The sequence below is a fragment of the Pseudoalteromonas sp. Bsw20308 genome, assembly GCF_000310105.2.
In the GTDB taxonomy this organism is placed as follows: Bacteria; Pseudomonadota; Gammaproteobacteria; order Enterobacterales; family Alteromonadaceae; genus Pseudoalteromonas; species Pseudoalteromonas fuliginea.
Genome location: NZ_CP013138.1, coordinates 2,464,668 through 2,481,154, shown reverse-complemented (window position 1 = coordinate 2,481,154; position 16,487 = coordinate 2,464,668). Strand labels below are relative to the sequence as shown.

23 protein-coding genes are annotated in these 16,487 nt (G+C 38.3%); 16 read left to right on the top strand and 7 right to left on the bottom strand.

The features are described 5' to 3' along the window. Window positions 1-437: 437 nt before the first annotated feature. A complete protein-coding gene (gene sbcB, locus D172_RS10720) occupies window positions 438-1,889 on the bottom strand; it encodes an exodeoxyribonuclease I (protein ID WP_007378174.1) in 1,452 nt (483 codons plus the stop codon). Window positions 1,890-2,027: 138 nt separating this feature from the next. On the opposite strand from sbcB, the gene D172_RS10715 reads away from it, so the two are divergent. The 5 genes from D172_RS10715 to D172_RS10695 all read left to right on the top strand — a co-directional run bounded on the left by D172_RS10715 (window position 2,028) and on the right by D172_RS10695 (window position 6,013). Continuing rightward, window positions 2,028-3,245, top strand: a complete 1,218-nt coding sequence (locus D172_RS10715; protein ID WP_007378173.1) for a tyrosine-type recombinase/integrase — start codon at window positions 2,028-2,030, stop codon at window positions 3,243-3,245. 76 nt (window positions 3,246-3,321) lie between these two features. After that, entirely contained in the window at window positions 3,322-3,711 is a 390-nt protein-coding gene (locus tag D172_RS10710) for a hypothetical protein (protein ID WP_007378172.1), read from the top strand. An 81-nt stretch (window positions 3,712-3,792) separates the two neighbouring features. Continuing rightward, window positions 3,793-4,245, top strand: coding sequence for a hypothetical protein (locus D172_RS10705; RefSeq protein ID WP_232224832.1), 453 nt, complete (start codon window positions 3,793-3,795; stop codon window positions 4,243-4,245). A 141-nt stretch (window positions 4,246-4,386) separates the two neighbouring features. Continuing rightward, on the top strand, window positions 4,387-4,773 hold the full coding sequence (locus D172_RS10700) for a hypothetical protein (RefSeq protein WP_008135667.1): 387 nt from the start codon (window positions 4,387-4,389) through the stop codon (window positions 4,771-4,773). 115 nt (window positions 4,774-4,888) lie between these two features. Continuing rightward, window positions 4,889-6,013, top strand: coding sequence for a hypothetical protein (locus tag D172_RS10695; RefSeq protein ID WP_008135665.1), 1,125 nt, complete (start codon window positions 4,889-4,891; stop codon window positions 6,011-6,013). Between the two features lie 47 nt (window positions 6,014-6,060). Here the strand turns inward: D172_RS10695 and D172_RS10690 are convergent, their stop codons facing one another. Next, complete coding sequence (locus D172_RS10690; RefSeq protein ID WP_007378169.1) at window positions 6,061-6,396, bottom strand: hypothetical protein; 336 nt, start codon at window positions 6,394-6,396, stop codon at window positions 6,061-6,063. Between the two features lie 115 nt (window positions 6,397-6,511). Continuing rightward, on the bottom strand, window positions 6,512-7,138 hold the full coding sequence (locus D172_RS21275) for a LexA family protein (RefSeq protein ID WP_007378168.1): 627 nt from the start codon (window positions 7,136-7,138) through the stop codon (window positions 6,512-6,514). A 154-nt stretch (window positions 7,139-7,292) separates the two neighbouring features. On the opposite strand from D172_RS21275, the gene D172_RS10680 reads away from it, so the two are divergent. The 7 genes from D172_RS10680 (at window position 7,293) to D172_RS10650 (ending at window position 12,753) form a co-directional block, all read left to right on the top strand. Continuing rightward, window positions 7,293-7,511 (top strand): YdaS family helix-turn-helix protein, encoded by a 219-nt coding sequence (locus D172_RS10680; RefSeq protein ID WP_007378167.1) that lies wholly within the window; start codon window positions 7,293-7,295, stop codon window positions 7,509-7,511. Beyond that, window positions 7,508-7,801, top strand: coding sequence for a helix-turn-helix transcriptional regulator (locus tag D172_RS10675; protein WP_007378166.1), 294 nt, complete (start codon window positions 7,508-7,510; stop codon window positions 7,799-7,801). The genes D172_RS10680 and D172_RS10675 overlap by 4 nt, the downstream gene beginning before the upstream one ends. Before the next feature lie 9 nt (window positions 7,802-7,810). Then, window positions 7,811-8,224, top strand: a complete 414-nt coding sequence (locus tag D172_RS10670; protein ID WP_007378165.1) for a hypothetical protein — start codon at window positions 7,811-7,813, stop codon at window positions 8,222-8,224. 9 nt (window positions 8,225-8,233) lie between these two features. After that, the gene (locus D172_RS10665; RefSeq protein WP_007378164.1) at window positions 8,234-8,833 is read left to right on the top strand and encodes a DNA N-6-adenine-methyltransferase; all 600 of its coding nucleotides are present in this window, start codon (window positions 8,234-8,236) and stop codon (window positions 8,831-8,833) included. Between the two features lie 32 nt (window positions 8,834-8,865). Further along, complete coding sequence (locus tag D172_RS10660; protein WP_007378163.1) at window positions 8,866-9,150, top strand: hypothetical protein; 285 nt, start codon at window positions 8,866-8,868, stop codon at window positions 9,148-9,150. Further along, window positions 9,151-11,742 carry a replication endonuclease gene (locus D172_RS10655; protein WP_007378162.1) on the top strand — a complete coding sequence of 864 codons (2,592 nt, stop codon included), beginning with the start codon at window positions 9,151-9,153 and terminating at the stop codon, window positions 11,740-11,742. A gap of 405 nt (window positions 11,743-12,147) precedes the next feature. After that, on the top strand, window positions 12,148-12,753 hold the full coding sequence (locus D172_RS10650; protein WP_007378161.1) for a KilA-N domain-containing protein: 606 nt from the start codon (window positions 12,148-12,150) through the stop codon (window positions 12,751-12,753). A gap of 39 nt (window positions 12,754-12,792) precedes the next feature. Here D172_RS10650 and D172_RS10645 read toward each other — a convergent pair whose 3' ends face one another. Together D172_RS10645 and D172_RS10640 are read right to left on the bottom strand one after the other, a co-directional pair. After that, window positions 12,793-13,209, bottom strand: a complete 417-nt coding sequence (locus D172_RS10645; protein ID WP_007378160.1) for a type II toxin-antitoxin system HicB family antitoxin — start codon at window positions 13,207-13,209, stop codon at window positions 12,793-12,795. Window positions 13,210-13,263: 54 nt separating this feature from the next. After that, entirely contained in the window at window positions 13,264-13,443 is a 180-nt protein-coding gene (locus tag D172_RS10640; protein ID WP_007378159.1) for a type II toxin-antitoxin system HicA family toxin, read from the bottom strand. A 187-nt stretch (window positions 13,444-13,630) separates the two neighbouring features. On the opposite strand from D172_RS10640, the gene D172_RS10635 reads away from it, so the two are divergent. Beyond that, window positions 13,631-13,981 (top strand): hypothetical protein, encoded by a 351-nt coding sequence (locus D172_RS10635; RefSeq protein WP_007378158.1) that lies wholly within the window; start codon window positions 13,631-13,633, stop codon window positions 13,979-13,981. Here D172_RS10635 and D172_RS10630 read toward each other — a convergent pair. Continuing rightward, complete coding sequence (locus D172_RS10630) at window positions 13,978-14,223, bottom strand: ogr/Delta-like zinc finger family protein (protein WP_007378157.1); 246 nt, start codon at window positions 14,221-14,223, stop codon at window positions 13,978-13,980. The two genes, D172_RS10635 and D172_RS10630, sit on opposite strands and share 4 nt — an antisense overlap. A 120-nt stretch (window positions 14,224-14,343) precedes the next feature. Between D172_RS10630 and D172_RS10625 the strand changes: the two genes are divergently transcribed. Continuing rightward, entirely contained in the window at window positions 14,344-14,877 is a 534-nt protein-coding gene (locus tag D172_RS10625; protein ID WP_033023791.1) for a hypothetical protein, read from the top strand. An 83-nt stretch (window positions 14,878-14,960) separates the two neighbouring features. Here D172_RS10625 and D172_RS21580 read toward each other — a convergent pair whose 3' ends face one another. Next, window positions 14,961-15,134, bottom strand: coding sequence for a hypothetical protein (locus D172_RS21580; protein ID WP_007378156.1), 174 nt, complete (start codon window positions 15,132-15,134; stop codon window positions 14,961-14,963). A gap of 250 nt (window positions 15,135-15,384) precedes the next feature. On the opposite strand from D172_RS21580, the gene D172_RS10620 reads away from it, so the two are divergent. Further along, the gene (locus D172_RS10620; protein ID WP_007378155.1) at window positions 15,385-15,630 is read left to right on the top strand and encodes a hypothetical protein; all 246 of its coding nucleotides are present in this window, start codon (window positions 15,385-15,387) and stop codon (window positions 15,628-15,630) included. Window positions 15,631-15,666: 36 nt separating this feature from the next. Beyond that, window positions 15,667-16,464 carry a hypothetical protein gene (locus D172_RS10615; protein WP_007378154.1) on the top strand — a complete coding sequence of 266 codons (798 nt, stop codon included), beginning with the start codon at window positions 15,667-15,669 and terminating at the stop codon, window positions 16,462-16,464. Window positions 16,465-16,487: the final 23 nt, after the last annotated feature.

Below are 16,487 nucleotides of genomic sequence, written 5' to 3'. Positions count from 1 at the left end.
TTTAAAATGAAAAAGATATTAAAAGCTACGCTTTTCACGTGAGCAAGCTCTACGTCTACTGCCAAAGTGTAGCTGCGATTTTTACTTGTAGACGCGAAGCTTGCTTGCGTATAAAAACATAGTTTTTAAAATGATAAAGGTATTAAAAGCTGCGCTTTTCACGTGAGCAAGCTCGACTCTTACCGCCAAAGTGCAGCGGTGAGTTTTACTTGTAGACGCGAAGCTTGCTTGCGTATAAAAACAGAGTTTTTAAAATGGTAAAGATATTAAAAGCTACGCTTTTCACGTGAGCAAGCTCGACGTCTACCGCCAAAGTGTAGCTGTGATTTTTACTTGTAGACGCGAAGCTTGCTTGCGTATAAAAACGTAGTTTTTAAAATGATAAAGATATTAAAAGCTGCGCTTTTCACGTGAGCAAGCTCTACGTCTACACCGAATTACATGCTTTGTGCGTAGTTATACAGTGCCTTTAAAATTGTAAGATTTTTTTCGCTGTCGTCATGTTCATGCGCTAGGTTTTCAAGGGTGATCATAAAATCTTGCGCGTTAATCGATGGTTGATCTTCCCCATGCATTAACTTGTTTTGGCAATACTGGCGCCATTGATCAAGTTCTTGCTGGTTTAGCGTTTCAGGCCAGTTACGGGCGCGGTATCTAAACAACAATGTATTAAACTTTTTATCTTCAAAGTCTAACTTCAACCCAGCCAATTCATCTGGTTTTGCATCACGAATAATCGCAAACTTAGCCTTGTCGGCATGGCTTGTAAACCCATCGTAAAGTAAGTAGTCAACGTTAGTTGTTGCGCTGTAATCACCTTGCTCGTTAAACACTTCCGTTACTTTATCGCGAAGGTCGGTATTGGCTTTTAAAATAGCTAAGTTAGTTAAGCACTGCTCGCGGTTAATCCCAAGGCGGGCGGCGTTTTCAGGCAATAACGTTTTAGCTGGGGCTAAAATAGGGCACTTGTTTAAATGCACTAATTTTAAGCCAACAGGTAATTCACCCTCGGCTAAATCAACACGTTTGGTGTATAAACGTTTGCGTAACTCTTCTATGTTTAAATCAATGAGTACTTGCGGGTTTTGAGTTAAATCAAAACAAATAACCGCGTTTTTATTTACCGGATGAAAGCTCATTGGTGCAACCCAGCTTGTACAGCCTTGTGTTGCAGGTATGCGCGATGTGGTATGCACCAGCGGCGTCATGTTAAATACATCAACCAATTCAGCAAGAGCTTTTTTATTACGCAGCCCAAAAAAGAAGTTATACAGCTTTGGCTGTTTTTCTTTTATTAGCTTAGCCAGTGCAATAGTGGCGGTTACATCGCTTAGTGCATCATGCGCAGCGGCGTGTTCAATACCATTAGCTACCGTTAAATGTTCTAGCTTAAAGCTTGGGCTGCCGTCTTCTTTTAACGGCCATTCAATGCCTTCAGGGCGCAGCGCGTAACAAGCACGTACTAAATCAATAATATCCCAGCGACTATTATTATTTTTGTATTCGCGCTCGTATGGGTCGTAAAAATTACGGTAAAAGCTATAACGGCTTACTTCGTCATCAAACCGAATACTGTTATAACCGGCAACACAGGTGTTTGGCACACTAAACTCAGCATGAATTTTTGCTATAAACTCAGCTTCAACTAAGCCTTTTTTCATCGCTACTTGTGGCGTAATACCCGTAATTAAGCACGCCTCAGGGTGAGGCAAGTAATCCGCTTGCGGCTTGCAATATTCAATAAGCGGCTCGCCAATAATATTTAAATCAAGATCGGTACGAATACCCGCAAACTGGCTCGGCTTATCTTTTTGAGGGCTCGCCCCCCAAGTCTCGTAGTCGTGCCAATAGATTGTTGCTTGATTCTCTTGATAGCTTTCATTATTCATTCTATGTCTTAGCCCTTTATATTTACGGGTTATTAGCGCTACTTAGTTTCTTTTTGTATTTTCGAGTTTCTTGTAATTGGCGCATTGTGTGTATAGTATCGTGTATAAATTTTTTGCTAACTGTGTATAAAAAATTAAATGGCGATCAGTGACACCAAATTAAGAAAGCTGCTAGGTAAAAATCAAACACCGTGTGTATTATCGCATAGAGATAGTTTAAGTGTAAGGGTATCTGCTAAGGGGACTATCACTTGGCAATACCGCTGCCGTGTTGATGCTAAGCAGGTAATTATCACGCTAGGGCGTTATCCAGGGCTTAGCATCAAAGAAGCACAAAACTATATACCGCTGTTTCAAAATTGGTTAAGCCAAGATAAAGATCCACGCCTAGAACTTAAGCTTATGCGTAACAATGCCAAGGGCTTGCCCACAATGGCAGAAGTTGCTGCAAAGTGGCTAGATAAAAAAGTACCCGACCTAAAAGAAAAAACGCAAACTTTATACACAAACCAAGTCAGCAAATGGATTGTACCTATACTTAATGATAAAAATATGCCACTTGATTTAATGACCATTAAAGATTGGATAACTTACTTTGATGAAGTGAAAGCACAAGGTAGTGCTAAAACAGCCGGTACTATACTAGTACGTATTAAGTCGATTATTGGTTGGGCTGAAAAGCGAGGGGAAGTAAAACCATTTAACCCTGTGCTTACATTAAATGTAAATGATATCGGTGAACAAGCATCAGTTGGCCAGCGAGTTATGCGCTTTGATGAAATTGCAAAGCTTTGGATACAAATAGAAAGCTCAAAAGCCACACCAGCAACTAAAGCATGCCTTCAGCTAATTTATATAACAGGGGCAAGGCAATCAGAGGTTCGTTTAGCTAAGTGGGAGCATTTTGACTTTGACAACAATATTTGGACAGTACCACCAGAAAACTCGAAAACAAATAAAGCTATCCGCAGGCCAATTTCAGCGAAGATGAAAAGTATACTAGACACACTAGCAATGGTTTATGGGCGAAAAGGTTACTTAATACCAGGTAGTAATCCACACAAAGCAATGACCACCCACAGTATTAATCGCTATTGTTGCCGCATGTGGGATCACCTATTTGAAAAATACAAAACGCCCAAGTTTCTACCTCACGATGCTCGTCGCTCGTTATCAACATTGCTTAGTGAAAATGGTGTAGCACCGCATGTAACCGAAAAAATGTTAGGCCATACAATGCGCGGAGTAATGGCCGTATACAACAAACATGATTGGATAAAAGAACAGGCCGAAGCCTACGAGTTATATTGCCAGCTGATTGATGATTCAATAGCATTTGAACTGAATAAAAATTGATATATAGAAAGCATCTATCAGTCTATACTTTGAAACTGATGCAAGCTATATCGGAATACTAAAACAAGGAGTTAAAATGTTAAAAATAGAAGAGTGTGAGAAAGCAATATTAGAAAATGAATTCAGCAAAACTGGTGAAATAAACACTGGTTTTGAATGGATTAATCATGGCTATTATCAGGTAAAGGATGAGGTATCAGAAGACGTCGCTTATTTCATAACAGCTAATGATGATATTGAGTCTTGTGAACTAGGACGTTTTTTTGTTCCAAAAGAATATAGAGGTAGTGTTTTTTCTAGAAATGCTGCTTTGGAAGTATTTGGATTTATTTTTGAGGCAAAGAATGAGGTTTGGTTAGAAGCAAATGAAAAGTCTATAAATTTTTGGCTCAAAGTTTTTGAAAAAATTAATGCTAACGTAAAAGAGGTTGGCGATTACAAGTATTTTCTAACAAAAATCACTTAGCTCTTAATCGTCGTTAATATCTGTCAAATATTGCAGTTGTAACGGTCAAAGCTATAAATAATATCAGTAGAGCGCATTCCCATGAAAATAATTATCTCCATAATATTTATAGCTTTGATAATTTATTCTCATATTTATAATTTTCAACAGAAGATACTTTATATAAGCGTTGATACATTCAATTTGTTACCTGGCCCAGATGAGTCTGCCGTTGTTTCGTTTGGTAAAAATGATAACGACTTTCATGCATTTGCGATAAAAAAGAAAGATATAAAGCAGGGTGTTGAGCTTGTATCAAAATCAAAGAACAACCCTAACTTTTCTGTGTTTGGTGATGTTGATGGTGAAGCGCTTGTTCGTTCAGAGCAGGCAGAGACATTCGCTAAAGTTAAAGTGTTGAGTGTTGATAAGCAAAATCAAAAAGCCGTATTTGAAGTTGAAGCTAACTTATTAAATATCAATTCGAATGAGCTTAATAAATTAGATAAAACAAAAGTTATTGTAAAAGGAGAGCCTTTTTTAAAGCTAATGTAGGTTGTAGTTTACTCTAGCATTATGCTAGTTCTATGCATTCTGAATGAGTATACGAAAGTATTTTTTGAATATAGAGGGTAAAACATTAATCGTATAACGACTAAGTGTAATAATTATTAAAATTTCAAAAAAGAGAATACTGTGAAACTATATATTACAGAAGCATATGATGATTTTGACGAGGTAATTAAGCATCGATTTATTGAAACAGTTCAATACTCGAAAAACAATGGATATGAGCTTAATATTGTTATAAATGACTTTAGTTTACTAGCAATTTCGTTCTTTAATTTTTTAGGGCATGAGAATAATAGGTTGTTTCTAAAAAATAGGTTTATGAAAGTAAGCGGAGTGAAAGTAAATCTTTATAGTCAAGTTACAGCTAAAAATATAGATTCAGCAGGGATTATTTTAGTTATGTGTGTCTCATATGCATTTGCAAGAAAGCTAGAATACATAGACTTTGATAGATGTATTGTTATCCCTAGAAATGCGGCAAGTAAGGATGAGTGGCTATCCCATGTTTAACCCGCCTAATCAATCAACTAATTCCATCGCAGTGTAGCATTGCCTGTATAAATCCTCAGCTTGTTAAAAACTGAACAGTAACTTAATCTATGATCTTCAATGAAAAGGGAAGATCATGGACGCAGAACAACAAATTCAAAACGCAATTGATACCAAACAAAAAATAAACGTAATCTACAATGGTGGTAGCATGAGTGGCCAGTCTCGTGTTTTAGGACCTATAAGTATTAAAGGCAATAAGGTACGAGCCAAGTGCTATACAACCAACGCTTTAAAAACATTCCTAATTGAACGAATACAAGTCATGGCTGAGAATGGCGAACTAACAAAAGATAGATCGTCAGAGGTTAATCAGCCACCAAAAGTAGAGCCACAGCAAACATTGTTAGACATAAAAAATGCGATAGCACCACATTTCCCTGTCGAGCAATGGTTAATTGATTTGACCGAAAGCACAAAAGATCTATCAATTTACGAACGTTTTAAAAACGGCAACCCTAAAAAATTACCAGAGCTACAAGTATGTTTTGAAGAATACAGAACAGAGCTAGAGATTGATGAACTAACAGGTGACTTTAAAGAAGTCATAATAAAGCGTACTAAAAATTGGGTGGTTCGTTATAAGAGAAAGAAATCAGCAATATCGTATAGCCATTTAAATACCGCAGCCGATCGTTTGTTTACATGGTGCAAAGAGTTACTAGGAAACCAGAGTATAGAATTTAAATTTTTAGAAAGCGCAATGCTAAAACACTTAAAAACAATGTGGCCTAGTGGTGATAAAAACAAAATAAAAAGGGAGTTGGCCGCTTATCCTAGCGTTTATTACAACTCTGCAATAAGTCAAGGAACGCTAAATAACGAGAACTGGTATTTTAGTGTGCCTTACACGTTCAGAGATGCGCTTGATATAAAATACGAAGAGCGTAAAAAAGATAAAAAGGGCTATATGGTTTGGACTCAAGGGCCTATTTTAAAGTTTAAAATGGGTGATAACTTCCCTTCCAAAAATAGTAATATCACAATCCAAGTACAGTTTGGTGATCAAATGGGCTGGGACGGAGATAAAAGCGAAATGTATCTTGGTAGCGTGGTGTTTGACTTGTTTGAACTCATAAATAAAAAGTACATTTACAAACAACGCTATCAATGTAACCAAATGGAATTTTTAGAGTTACTAATCAATGGGGGTAGCTTAGACAGATTAACTAAGCTATCCCGTTCATTAATAAATACCTAAAATAAAAAGGCCGCTAAATTAGCGGCCTTTTTCGTAATCCGTAAATATCAGGGTGTTTTCTTTTCAATATGATTTACACGAAAGTCCATACGCGCAACGTCTTTCTCGTTTTGAGTAACACGATTAGATAGTTTTAATAAATCGTCTTTAGTCGCTACTGTATTTTGAATTGTATTAACAGATAGAATCAAGGCATCTAATTTAGTATCTAGTTTTTCAAAACGCTGGTCTAGTTGAGTGAAACGGTTGTCAACATTCGCAACACGGTTGTTCCATGTCCACGCTGAAATCGCGATTGTGATCGCGAAAACTATACTAGCAATAAATTCAAAAGTAACAAATTGTCCACGAGTAGCTGGAGAGTCGTCGTTATTTCCGCTCATCAAAGTTCCGTTATAGTTTAATTTGTTGAATTGACGAATGTGTCAATAGATATCCTAAGTATAACTGTTGTTTCTTGGCGTTGCAATCATGCCCCTTGTTGAATCATTGACGCTTTCAAAGCGACTTACCCGTAAATATAACCTTCCCCACCAACGTACAATTACCATTAATCGGTATTAGTTGCTCTGGCCAGTTGGGGTTGGCGGCTTTTAGGAACTTGTGACCATTTTCGATAATTAGCTGTTTAAAAGTGGCTTGGTTGTCGTCGTCTAGGCGGGCTACTACGTACGAACCGTGAATGCACTCGGCTTCAGGGTCTACAAAAATTAAATCACCCTCATCAAACTTTGGCTCCATGCTAATACCTTGCACCTTTAAAACAAAGGTTAGGTCACTGCAATTAACAGGGCACATAAAACGTTCTGCGTCATAAGCTTTAATTTCACTTATTTCTGACCAAGCGCCAGCTTGTACCCAGCTGATAAGTGGGGCGGTGGCTTTGATTGTTGGCCCTGGTAATACATTACTGTTGATATCTTTGCTGTCACCAATGCCAAACTGTAAAAACTCAGGGGGACACTCTAAAGCTTCAGCTAATGCCTGAATATTGCGCGGATTTTTAGTGGTTCCATTTTCGATTTTTTGTAGTGACTGTTGTGCAATGCCTATCATTTCAGAGAGCTTAACTTGAGTAAGTTTAAGCTCTTTACGTCTTTCTTTTATTCTATTTCCGATGCTCATGAGTAGTCCTTTATCATTCAAATCAACATATTTAAAGTTTAAAAATACAGTTAAATTACAGCTTTTAACTATTTTACAGTTAAAAAGGGTATTGACAACCACCCATAAACTGTACTTTAATACAGCTACAAACTGTAATTTAAGGTGTTGAACTATGAATAACATCACTAAAGCTGTAAAAATCTATGGTGGGCAAACCAAATTAGGCAACGCCTTAGGTGTAAAACAAGCTTCTGTGTGGGATTGGATGAATAAATTCGGTCAAGCCCCAGCGAAATACATTCCACGTATTTCAGAACTAACTAACGGTGAAATATCGGTAAACGATTTACTGGCCGATCATCAAAAAAGCAAAAAGGAAGATGCAGCATGAGCACTGAACAACAAATTATTTTATTAGATATTCATCCAGATGCTAAAGCTGTGCTGTTTGCACTACTACAAGAAAACAACCAACTACGCACTGAGCTTGAAGAGCAAAAAGACCGCCTAGTTAGCACCGTTGAGGCATGCGAGGTATTGGGATGTGCGCGTAAAAAGTTTTGGATTTTGTCGAAGTTGTCTGATTTTCCTAAATCGATTCAATTTGGCAAAGCTAATCATTATCGCTTAAACGAGCTAATTAAATTTAGAACGCAGCACCAACAAAGCGTAAACAACTAGGAGAAAACCATGGCAAATGCAGCATTAGAAATTGCAAAAAAACGCGATATTACAGACATAAACGAACAGCCTGAAAAAACTCAGTTAAAAGTTGTTGATGTAAAGCCAACACCAAAGGGGCTTACTGAGATTAAAGGGCTATTTAATAGCGATCGTCATACCGCTGAATATGTGTATCAGCACTTGAGTAAACCGCAGCAAGTAATTGTGTGTTATTCGGCAGGGCTATCTAAAAGTGATTTAGAAAGGAGCTATCACCAATTTGACCGTGAAAAGCGCCTTAAAATACATCAAGCTATTTTGCAGCTTCAAGAAATAGTAACCGCCTTTGTTGATGCTAATGCCATGACACCAAGCCGTTTTTTACAAAAGCGAGATTTTAGCATTGCTAAAAATACTCAAAAAACAGAACAAGCACATTAGGGATTAGCCATGACACCTGATCAACTAATCAATCAAGACAGTGGCAATGTTGAATTTTACACGCCCGCTAAAGTTTTGAAGTATGTGCACCAAATGTTTCCCGTTATTGATTTAGACCCTGCAAGTTGTGTGGTTGCTAACAAGTCAGTAAAAGCGACGTGTTACTTAACTAAAGATGACGATGCATTAACACGCAATTGGATAGCTAATACTGTTTGGTTAAATCACCCATTCAATAAAGGTGAAATAGCATGTAAGCCAAAATGCGTTAAAAAAATATGTAACGACCCGAATTACAGCAAGTATCGGGGCCATTGTATTACCGAAGACATAGCCAGCAACGGCGATTGGATTGATTACTACTTAGACCAATATGCACAAGGTAACTTTAAAGAAGCAATGAACATCACCTTTGTTAATAGCTCAGAGGCATGGTGCCAAAAGTTATTAAACGCAGGCTTAAGCTGTTTTATTGATGGCCGTACACACTTTAATGATGCACAAGGTAATGTAAAAAAAGGCGCACCTAAAGGCTGTTTTATTACTTACCTCGGCAATAGAACCGCAGACTTTCGAACAATCTTTTCAGCACTTGGCGTTGTTAAATAACAACCAATAAAACCCCCAAAGGAATATTAAAAATGACCACTATCAAAGACCAAGATCTATTTAAAAAACAGAACTTAGTAAGAAATATCATTGAACACGCTATCGACCAAGCTAATTTTACTATTCGCAATTTAAACAAACGTCCAACAGTTGCAATGCTTATGGAGTGTGAAAACTGCCTAACTGACTTTTTGCCAATAGTGAGAATGATTGTTGATGTACATGATGTATACGCGCCAGTTTACGACCAAATGCAAACCGCATTAGACGCCGCGCAAATTCACGGAGAACCTGCGTTAATAGAGTTAACCGAATAAATGGCTAACCCTAAACCACTCGACCTACAAGCCCTTAGACTATCTGGTATAGCTAAGGGTTTAATTTCGTCTATAAGCGATATAGACGACCACAACTTTTTAGCGCGTGGCTTGCAAAATGTGCCAGTGCCTTTACAGAGTCGTATGGCCCGTAAATACATAGACCGCTATAACCAAAAAAAGGCGGGTAGCCAGTTTCGTGCAAATACATGGTTACGCCGCACTATTGCTAGGTTAAAACCACGCTTTGGTGTGCTGTTTAGTATTACTCAAAATATGCCATTGCCATGGCATATTTTAAGCAGTATTGAAAAAACTAAAAAACACGCAGGCACACTCGCTATGGAGTGCGTGCAAATTACCCTTGATGTAAGCGAAGAACACCAACGTTTAAGCTATGAAAAATTAGTACGTGTGACGTATGAAGCCGTAAGCGATCATGCAAAGTCGTTTGGTGTGAACGTGCCATTTTATAGCATGCGTGAAGATGACTTACCGCAAGAATGCTTTGAAATTGCGTTGCTTAAAATGCAGTGCGATAAGTGGTGGGCACGGCAATTAAAAACTCTGCGTAAACAGTTTTTAGAGTTGCTAGAAATTGCGACAGGCCAAGTGGGTAAAGACCTATACCACGATAAAAACAGTAAAAAACCTAAACGCCGTGGCATTAGCCCTTACTCGTCAAAACAAGCACAGCGTGAATTTAGCTTTGCCCAAGCCAGCGGCCGCCAGTTCCTAGAAATGATGGAACTGCAAAGCAGTGACGGCGATGTAATTGACCTAATTGAAGCTGTAAAAAGCGGCATGGCAAACCCCGCTAACCGCCGTAATGAATTAATGCTACGAATACGTGAAACCGAAGAACTGGCCGATGAAATGGGCTATGTTGCTATGTTTTATACTATTACTTGCCCTGCGCGTTTTCATGCTAATGCTAATACATGGGACGGTTCAACACCTAAAGATGCCCAAAATTATTTAACTACTACGTGGGCACGTGCACGCTCCAAATTAAACCGCCGTGACCTTAAATACTTTGGTGTACGTGTGGTAGAACCCCATGCTGACGGCTGCCCGCATTGGCATATGATGTTATTTATGCCTAAAAACAAACTACAAGAAATCAACGCTATTTTGCGTTGGTACTTTATTCAAGAAGACAAAATCGAGCTTTACGATCGTTATGGCCCTGAGCTTACTCGAGCAAAAGTATTTAACAAATTTGTAGATATAAACACCCACGGCACACACATAAAAACGGTTGAGGCCTGTGTTAAATATCGTGCTCATACTGAGAAAACCCACTTATTTAAACTGTATAAAAAAAAGCGCAGTGCGTGGGGTTTTGCTAAAAAAAAGGCCAACGAAGTAGCTATACAGCGTAATAAAGAAGAGGCCGAAAAAGCCAAAGTTGAAAACAGAGAACCTAAAAAAATTAAGGCGAAAAACCATAAAGCGCCTACCAAATTTTACCGTACGTTTAGCCCACGCTTTGACGCTGTAAAGCTAGATAAAAACAAGGGCAGTGCGGCCAGTTATATTGCTAAATACATCAGTAAAAATATTGATGGTTATATGCTTAGCGACCATGTTGACGCTGACACAGGGGAAAACCTGCAAGAGCAGGCTAACCCTGTTTTAGCTTGGGCTAGTACATGGAATATTCGCCAGTTTCAGTTTCAGGGTTCGCCAAGCGTTACAGTTTACCGCGAGCTTCGCCGTATGCGAACCGCTGTAAAAGATGAAGTAATAGAGCCTATTCGCCACGCTGCCGATACTGCCAACTGGAAAGACTACGTAAAGCTACAGGGTGGCATGTGTATTGGCCGCGCTGCTAACTTTAAATCAATGTATGAAGCCACCCCCATGGGCAACGACTACGCCGAAGTAGTACGCCGCATTAAAGGCGTTGTGACCAATATTGATTACAAAGCCGTACTTACGCGTTTGTTTAACAACGTGCACAACGTAACAGATGCAACCAGCTTAAAAACACGCCTTATCGAATGGACCAGGCAACTCAAAGGCACAGCCGAAAAACTCAATGCTAAGGATAACACCAACGTCGGCGCAGCCGACCTATCTTGGTCTAGTGGTAATAACTGTACGCCTATAGCCGTGGGCTCTAGCGCCGAGTTAATACTCGATATGGTGGGGTGTGATGAAAAACAGATCACAGAGGTTAAAAAGGATCTAATTGCAGGGAAAAGGATCGCGAGAAACGGCCATATTTACCAAGTCAAAGATGGCCAATTACATGTATTAGACGAAAACGCCCAATTAAAACAAAACAAGCAACTCGATATTGAATACCGAGCAAAAACATTCGCCCAAAAATCGGGTAGCTGGCACGTAACAGAGGTTCACTGGCAACAAGCCCGCGAACTTGTAGACCTTGCTTATCAATATGCAGAGCTAGAAGGGCGCGAAACCCTCAATGCAACGCGCAATAAACAAGGCGAATTTCATTATGGTGAGCCTAAAAACGGCCTGATCACCATTGGCGATTGGGACTTAGCAATGTTAGTAAACAACAACAGCGCATCAGCAATCAGCGATAACGATTGGTGGGCACTGGATATGATGGCTTAAATGTACCCGTAAGTTACTTAATTGACGGGTACAGTTACGTTTAAGTGTACCCACGAATTAACTAATCCGTAGGTACAGATAAAAATAAAAATTAGAAAACGATTGAAGGAGGTAAAACTAACCTAATTGACAATTCGCCTTGTGCGGGGCTATAGTAAAAGGGCACTGGCTCATCCAGTGCCGGGATTCGAACCCCGCAATTAACAAAGGTGCATTGTCACCAGCTTTTTAGCTGGTTTTTTAATGCGCACGCTTTAGCACACCCATATTATGGTGAGCTGGAGTGAGGCCACTTCGGTGGGCCGTTTCTTTGTTTGCGGTAGTTCGAACCTCGCTTTAGCTTGCCACCCAAAAATTCGAACTTTTGAGTGGCTTAAATGCATATACAAAACAAAGGTTCTTATTATGAACAACCAACTTATTATTTCAAATACCCTAATCCCAGTTGATCACTACAACCGTGTAAACCTAAATGCACTGCATAAAGCCAGTGGGAAAGAAAACAGCAAGCGCCCGTCAATATGGCTTACAACTAAATCAGCAAATGAGCTTGTTAACGAGCTAAGCAAGGATTCTTGCTTAGCTCAAAATGTAATCAACAAGCAAAGAGGCGGTAACGGTGGAGGCGGAACATTCGCCCACGAACTATTAGCCATTTCTTACGCAGGCTGGATCAGCCCTAAATTTCAATTAGAAGTAAACCGCGTATTTCTCCACAGCAAACGCAACGAACCCGAGCTTGCCACCTTGCCAACCCTAAGCGAATTACCAATATTAGATTTTCCCGAAATGCGCTTAAGTATGTTTATACCGTTTAGAGACATGTTTGATTGCGGCTGGCGCTTACGTATGAACCAGTTATTTACCATATTGCGCCAGTGCCAACGCAGCAACACACCAGTAACCGTTAAAGACGTAACTGGCCTAGAGCAAGAATTACGATCACTGCTTCACATAGTCGAAACCCAAGGCAACAAACTAAGCAGTATTCAACGTTTTGTGAATCATTAATAGGCAGGCAGTAAAAAGGGCGCTAAATGCGCCCTTAGTTTAGCGTGCTGAAATACCTTGTATTTCATGCTGTGCCGCTAACTGTAAAAAGTTTGAACGGCTTTTGTATTGCGGATGTGCTTTAACTAAATCATCAATTTGCTTAGTTAATAAGTTAGGCAAAGTTACGTTAATTTTACCTGCTTTGCCTAAGTAGGGTTCAAGATCAATATCAACCAATGCCCATACCCAGCCTGAAAACTCAGGATTATTTACGTGAGCGTTAATATTACTTGATTGCGGCGGTAAAATACCGTCTTCGGCTAATAACTCTAAATGAGTTTCTAGTGCGTCTTTAGCGTTTAATAGTGCTTGCTCGAATGAGTCACCGGCACTATAACAGCCTTGCACATCAGGAAACACCACGCCAAATGCTTCAGTTTCTGTGCCTTTTTCAATTGCGATTGGATATAACATCGCTATTCTCCTAATGAGTGTTTACAACAGTGATAGAGTTAAGGAAATAGGGGCTTAAAGCCCCGCATCTTTCAGTATTTTTGCTACCAATCCTTTGCCTAAATCTTTCTTAGGGTGGGGAACGGTAATGAGATTGGTATGGTTTGGATGCCTAAAGTGATGATGACTGCCTTTCACTCTAACTTCTTGCCAACCCGCCTCTTCTAGCTGTTTGATTAAATCCTTGCTATTCACTGTACCTCGCTTTATTTCTCAACGTGGGGTTACTATAACCCCAGCAATAAACAGAGTCAACTATTTATAACTCCAATAACTCTAAATTATTTAAAAATGAAAATGTTAAACTTGCACAAACTAGTCAGCTGAATTAAGTTACATAAATAAAGCCGCTATGTTTGTCGGTTATTTTCTAGGAGGTATTATGGTAGGTGAATGGATTTCATTAATTCTTAGTGGTGCGTTTTCAGGTTTTTTTATAGGGGCTGCAATCTTTGTAGTAATTTATTTTGGCATGCTCTATCTTTTTGATAAAACTAATGACGATGTCGCAATGCTTATTGCGTCAGTAGTAATTGTGTTAATCCTTTTTGGCTTTTATGGGTTCAGCATTAAAAACTTTCTTGAAGCTGCACAATCGGGAAATAATAGGCCTATTGAAGATATATTTAGGGCAGTCCCTTTTATAATGGCTCATGCTTTATTTTTAGCTTGTGCCTACGTTGGAGTTCGATTAAGTAAAATGATGTTGAGAAAGAAATTACTCGGTTATTAAATACCTAGCAGACTTAGCTGCTGTTCCTTAGGTAGTTTTTTAATAAGCGCCGCAGCAAGTTCTTGGGTGCTTTTTACAGGCGGATTTAAGAAGTGATCAAACGATTGGGTAATGCGGAACGTAGCCCCGCATTCTTTTGTATTTGTGCATGAGCAATATAAATTAACCACATGGGCGCTTTGCTTTTCGCGTGACGTAATTGTTGCTTTAGCTTCGCAATTTGGACAAGTAACCCGCGCCATAATAACCACCAATAGTTAATAAAATACACTGTCATTATATACAGTGATTTTATGCATAACAAATAAGCATTTAATTATGGGGATTAAAAACTTAAGATATAAAATCAAAAATAAAACAAGATGAAAATTGTTATTGGAGAAATTACCGTTATGGAAAATGAAAAAACTAGGTTTAATAATTTATTAAAGAAAAAAAATGCTGTTCAAAATCTAATTAGCTACCTGCAAGTTACGTTTAACGCTGGAGAACGGATACCTGGCGAACTCGAATTGAAAGATATTTTGGGGCATCCTCTTCAACAAACTAGAGAAGCACTGATTGTTCTTGAAAGTTTCGGCTATTTGGAAATTAAAGAGCGTAAACCATCTACTTTACTTAGGTCATTATCAGATCAACCTCTTGGTGTTGGCGAGGCAATACTGAAAAGCAGGCTAAAAGATGATGAGAAATTTAGAAATCTTGTTGAATTAATTATTAAAAATCATCAGGTTAACTCTGAACTGCCGGGGGTGAGGCAACTATCTAATCACCCTGATTTATATAAAGATAAATTAAAAGAAGATTTATTAAGGCTAGAATGTGCTGGCTACATTATAAATTCACAAGGACGAAGACGTAAAATAATTAAGGATCTTTCCTTTTTAATCATGTAAGTAATTCGTATCTACACAGAAAATTCTATCAAACACATTATTTAGAGCAAGCGCTAACACCAGTTAGCGCTTTTTTTTATGCTTTACGCGCTGGGCTCTAAATCAAAATTTAGCTGTAATTTACTGCCAATTTCAGGATCCCTTGCCACTTCATCACTCATTAATTTAATAAGCGGTTTAGTTTCGTTTTTAAAATACATGGCATCGTATTTAGTCGGGTCGCCAAGGCCTGCGGCAAAGTGTGAGCTGAGAACCAAAAAGCCGAAAAATTCACTCCTCCTCGCCTTCCGCTTTCGTGCAAAAAACGTTTCAAATTGACAACCCTTGTGACACGCTATTAATCGCCAGTCAGCCCAGTAAAGGGATCTGTGAGAAATTTTAAAAAGATCGCACTGTCAAAAAGTGACAATGCTTGACATAAAGTGACAATAAAAAGATCAAACAGCTGGTGATTTACCTAATATTGAAATATCATCAATAAATTATCAGTTAAGTGATAAGTAAATCATGAACTATCTATACAAAGGCTCACAAAGCCAAGAGCGGTTAAATGCATTATTGTCGTTTGGGAAAAGTACCAGTGAAGATATAAAAGCGGCGCTCAATGATTACTTGGTTCGCGGTATTAGCAAAACCAATGCAGCAACATTAAATGGCGTGCCAGCGTCGAATCTTACAAGAGCACTTAAACGGCTTGAAGTTGTTGCTGGAAAAATTGAAAAGATTAAAGAACTAGATTACAGATTAAGATAAAGTGCACTTATAAAATTGTGATGGGAATTAACAATTGTGATATTTGAAAAACCGGGTACAGGAATAAAAATAACTTTTGATTTTGTTGGCATTATTATCGTAGTTATAGTTTTAACAGCGAGTTTAACTTATGGTTTTTGTATTATTACAGAGATTATAAAAGCCCCCACGGACAAAGTGAATGTAATACTGCTGGATATTGTCAAAGCTGTAGCTCAAACTTGTACAGCGTTAACATTCATTTTCGGTTTACATCAATATAGGAAAACAAGAATTCAGCAGCGACAGCTAAGTATATCAAGTGAAGCTAAACTACAAGTAGACAAAATGATAGCTGCAATTGAAACATTAGAAACAGGTGATGTGACATCAATAAAAAATATAAATAAAGTATTGCCTGTTTTAAGTAATTTGGGAACAAACTTTGAACAACTTTTCAATGCAATGGAAGAAGATATTCAAAAGGCAATAGTAAGAATGCAATGGCAGGATATGTATTTTAATTATTTGAGACCTGCTTTATATGATCTAGATATAGTCTGTATATTGAAAAGTGAGACTAAAATACCTGATTTTAAACTAGCGGAAGCAATCAAAACTGCAGAAGAGTTATCGAAAAATCAAAGAGCATTAAAGAAATATCAATTTGTAAAAGCATTACTGAATAATAAAGAAATAAGAGCAGGATACAATATTAAAAGTAAAATCAAATCTTTAGATTTATTTACTGTGTATTATTTAGATGATAAAGAATTAAATGACTTACTATTTGGCCTTATGAGTCGTATCGACATAAGAGCAATTGCCCCCGTTCTTGCAGTTGCGAGGGAATAAAAAATACTTTTATAGTAGATATA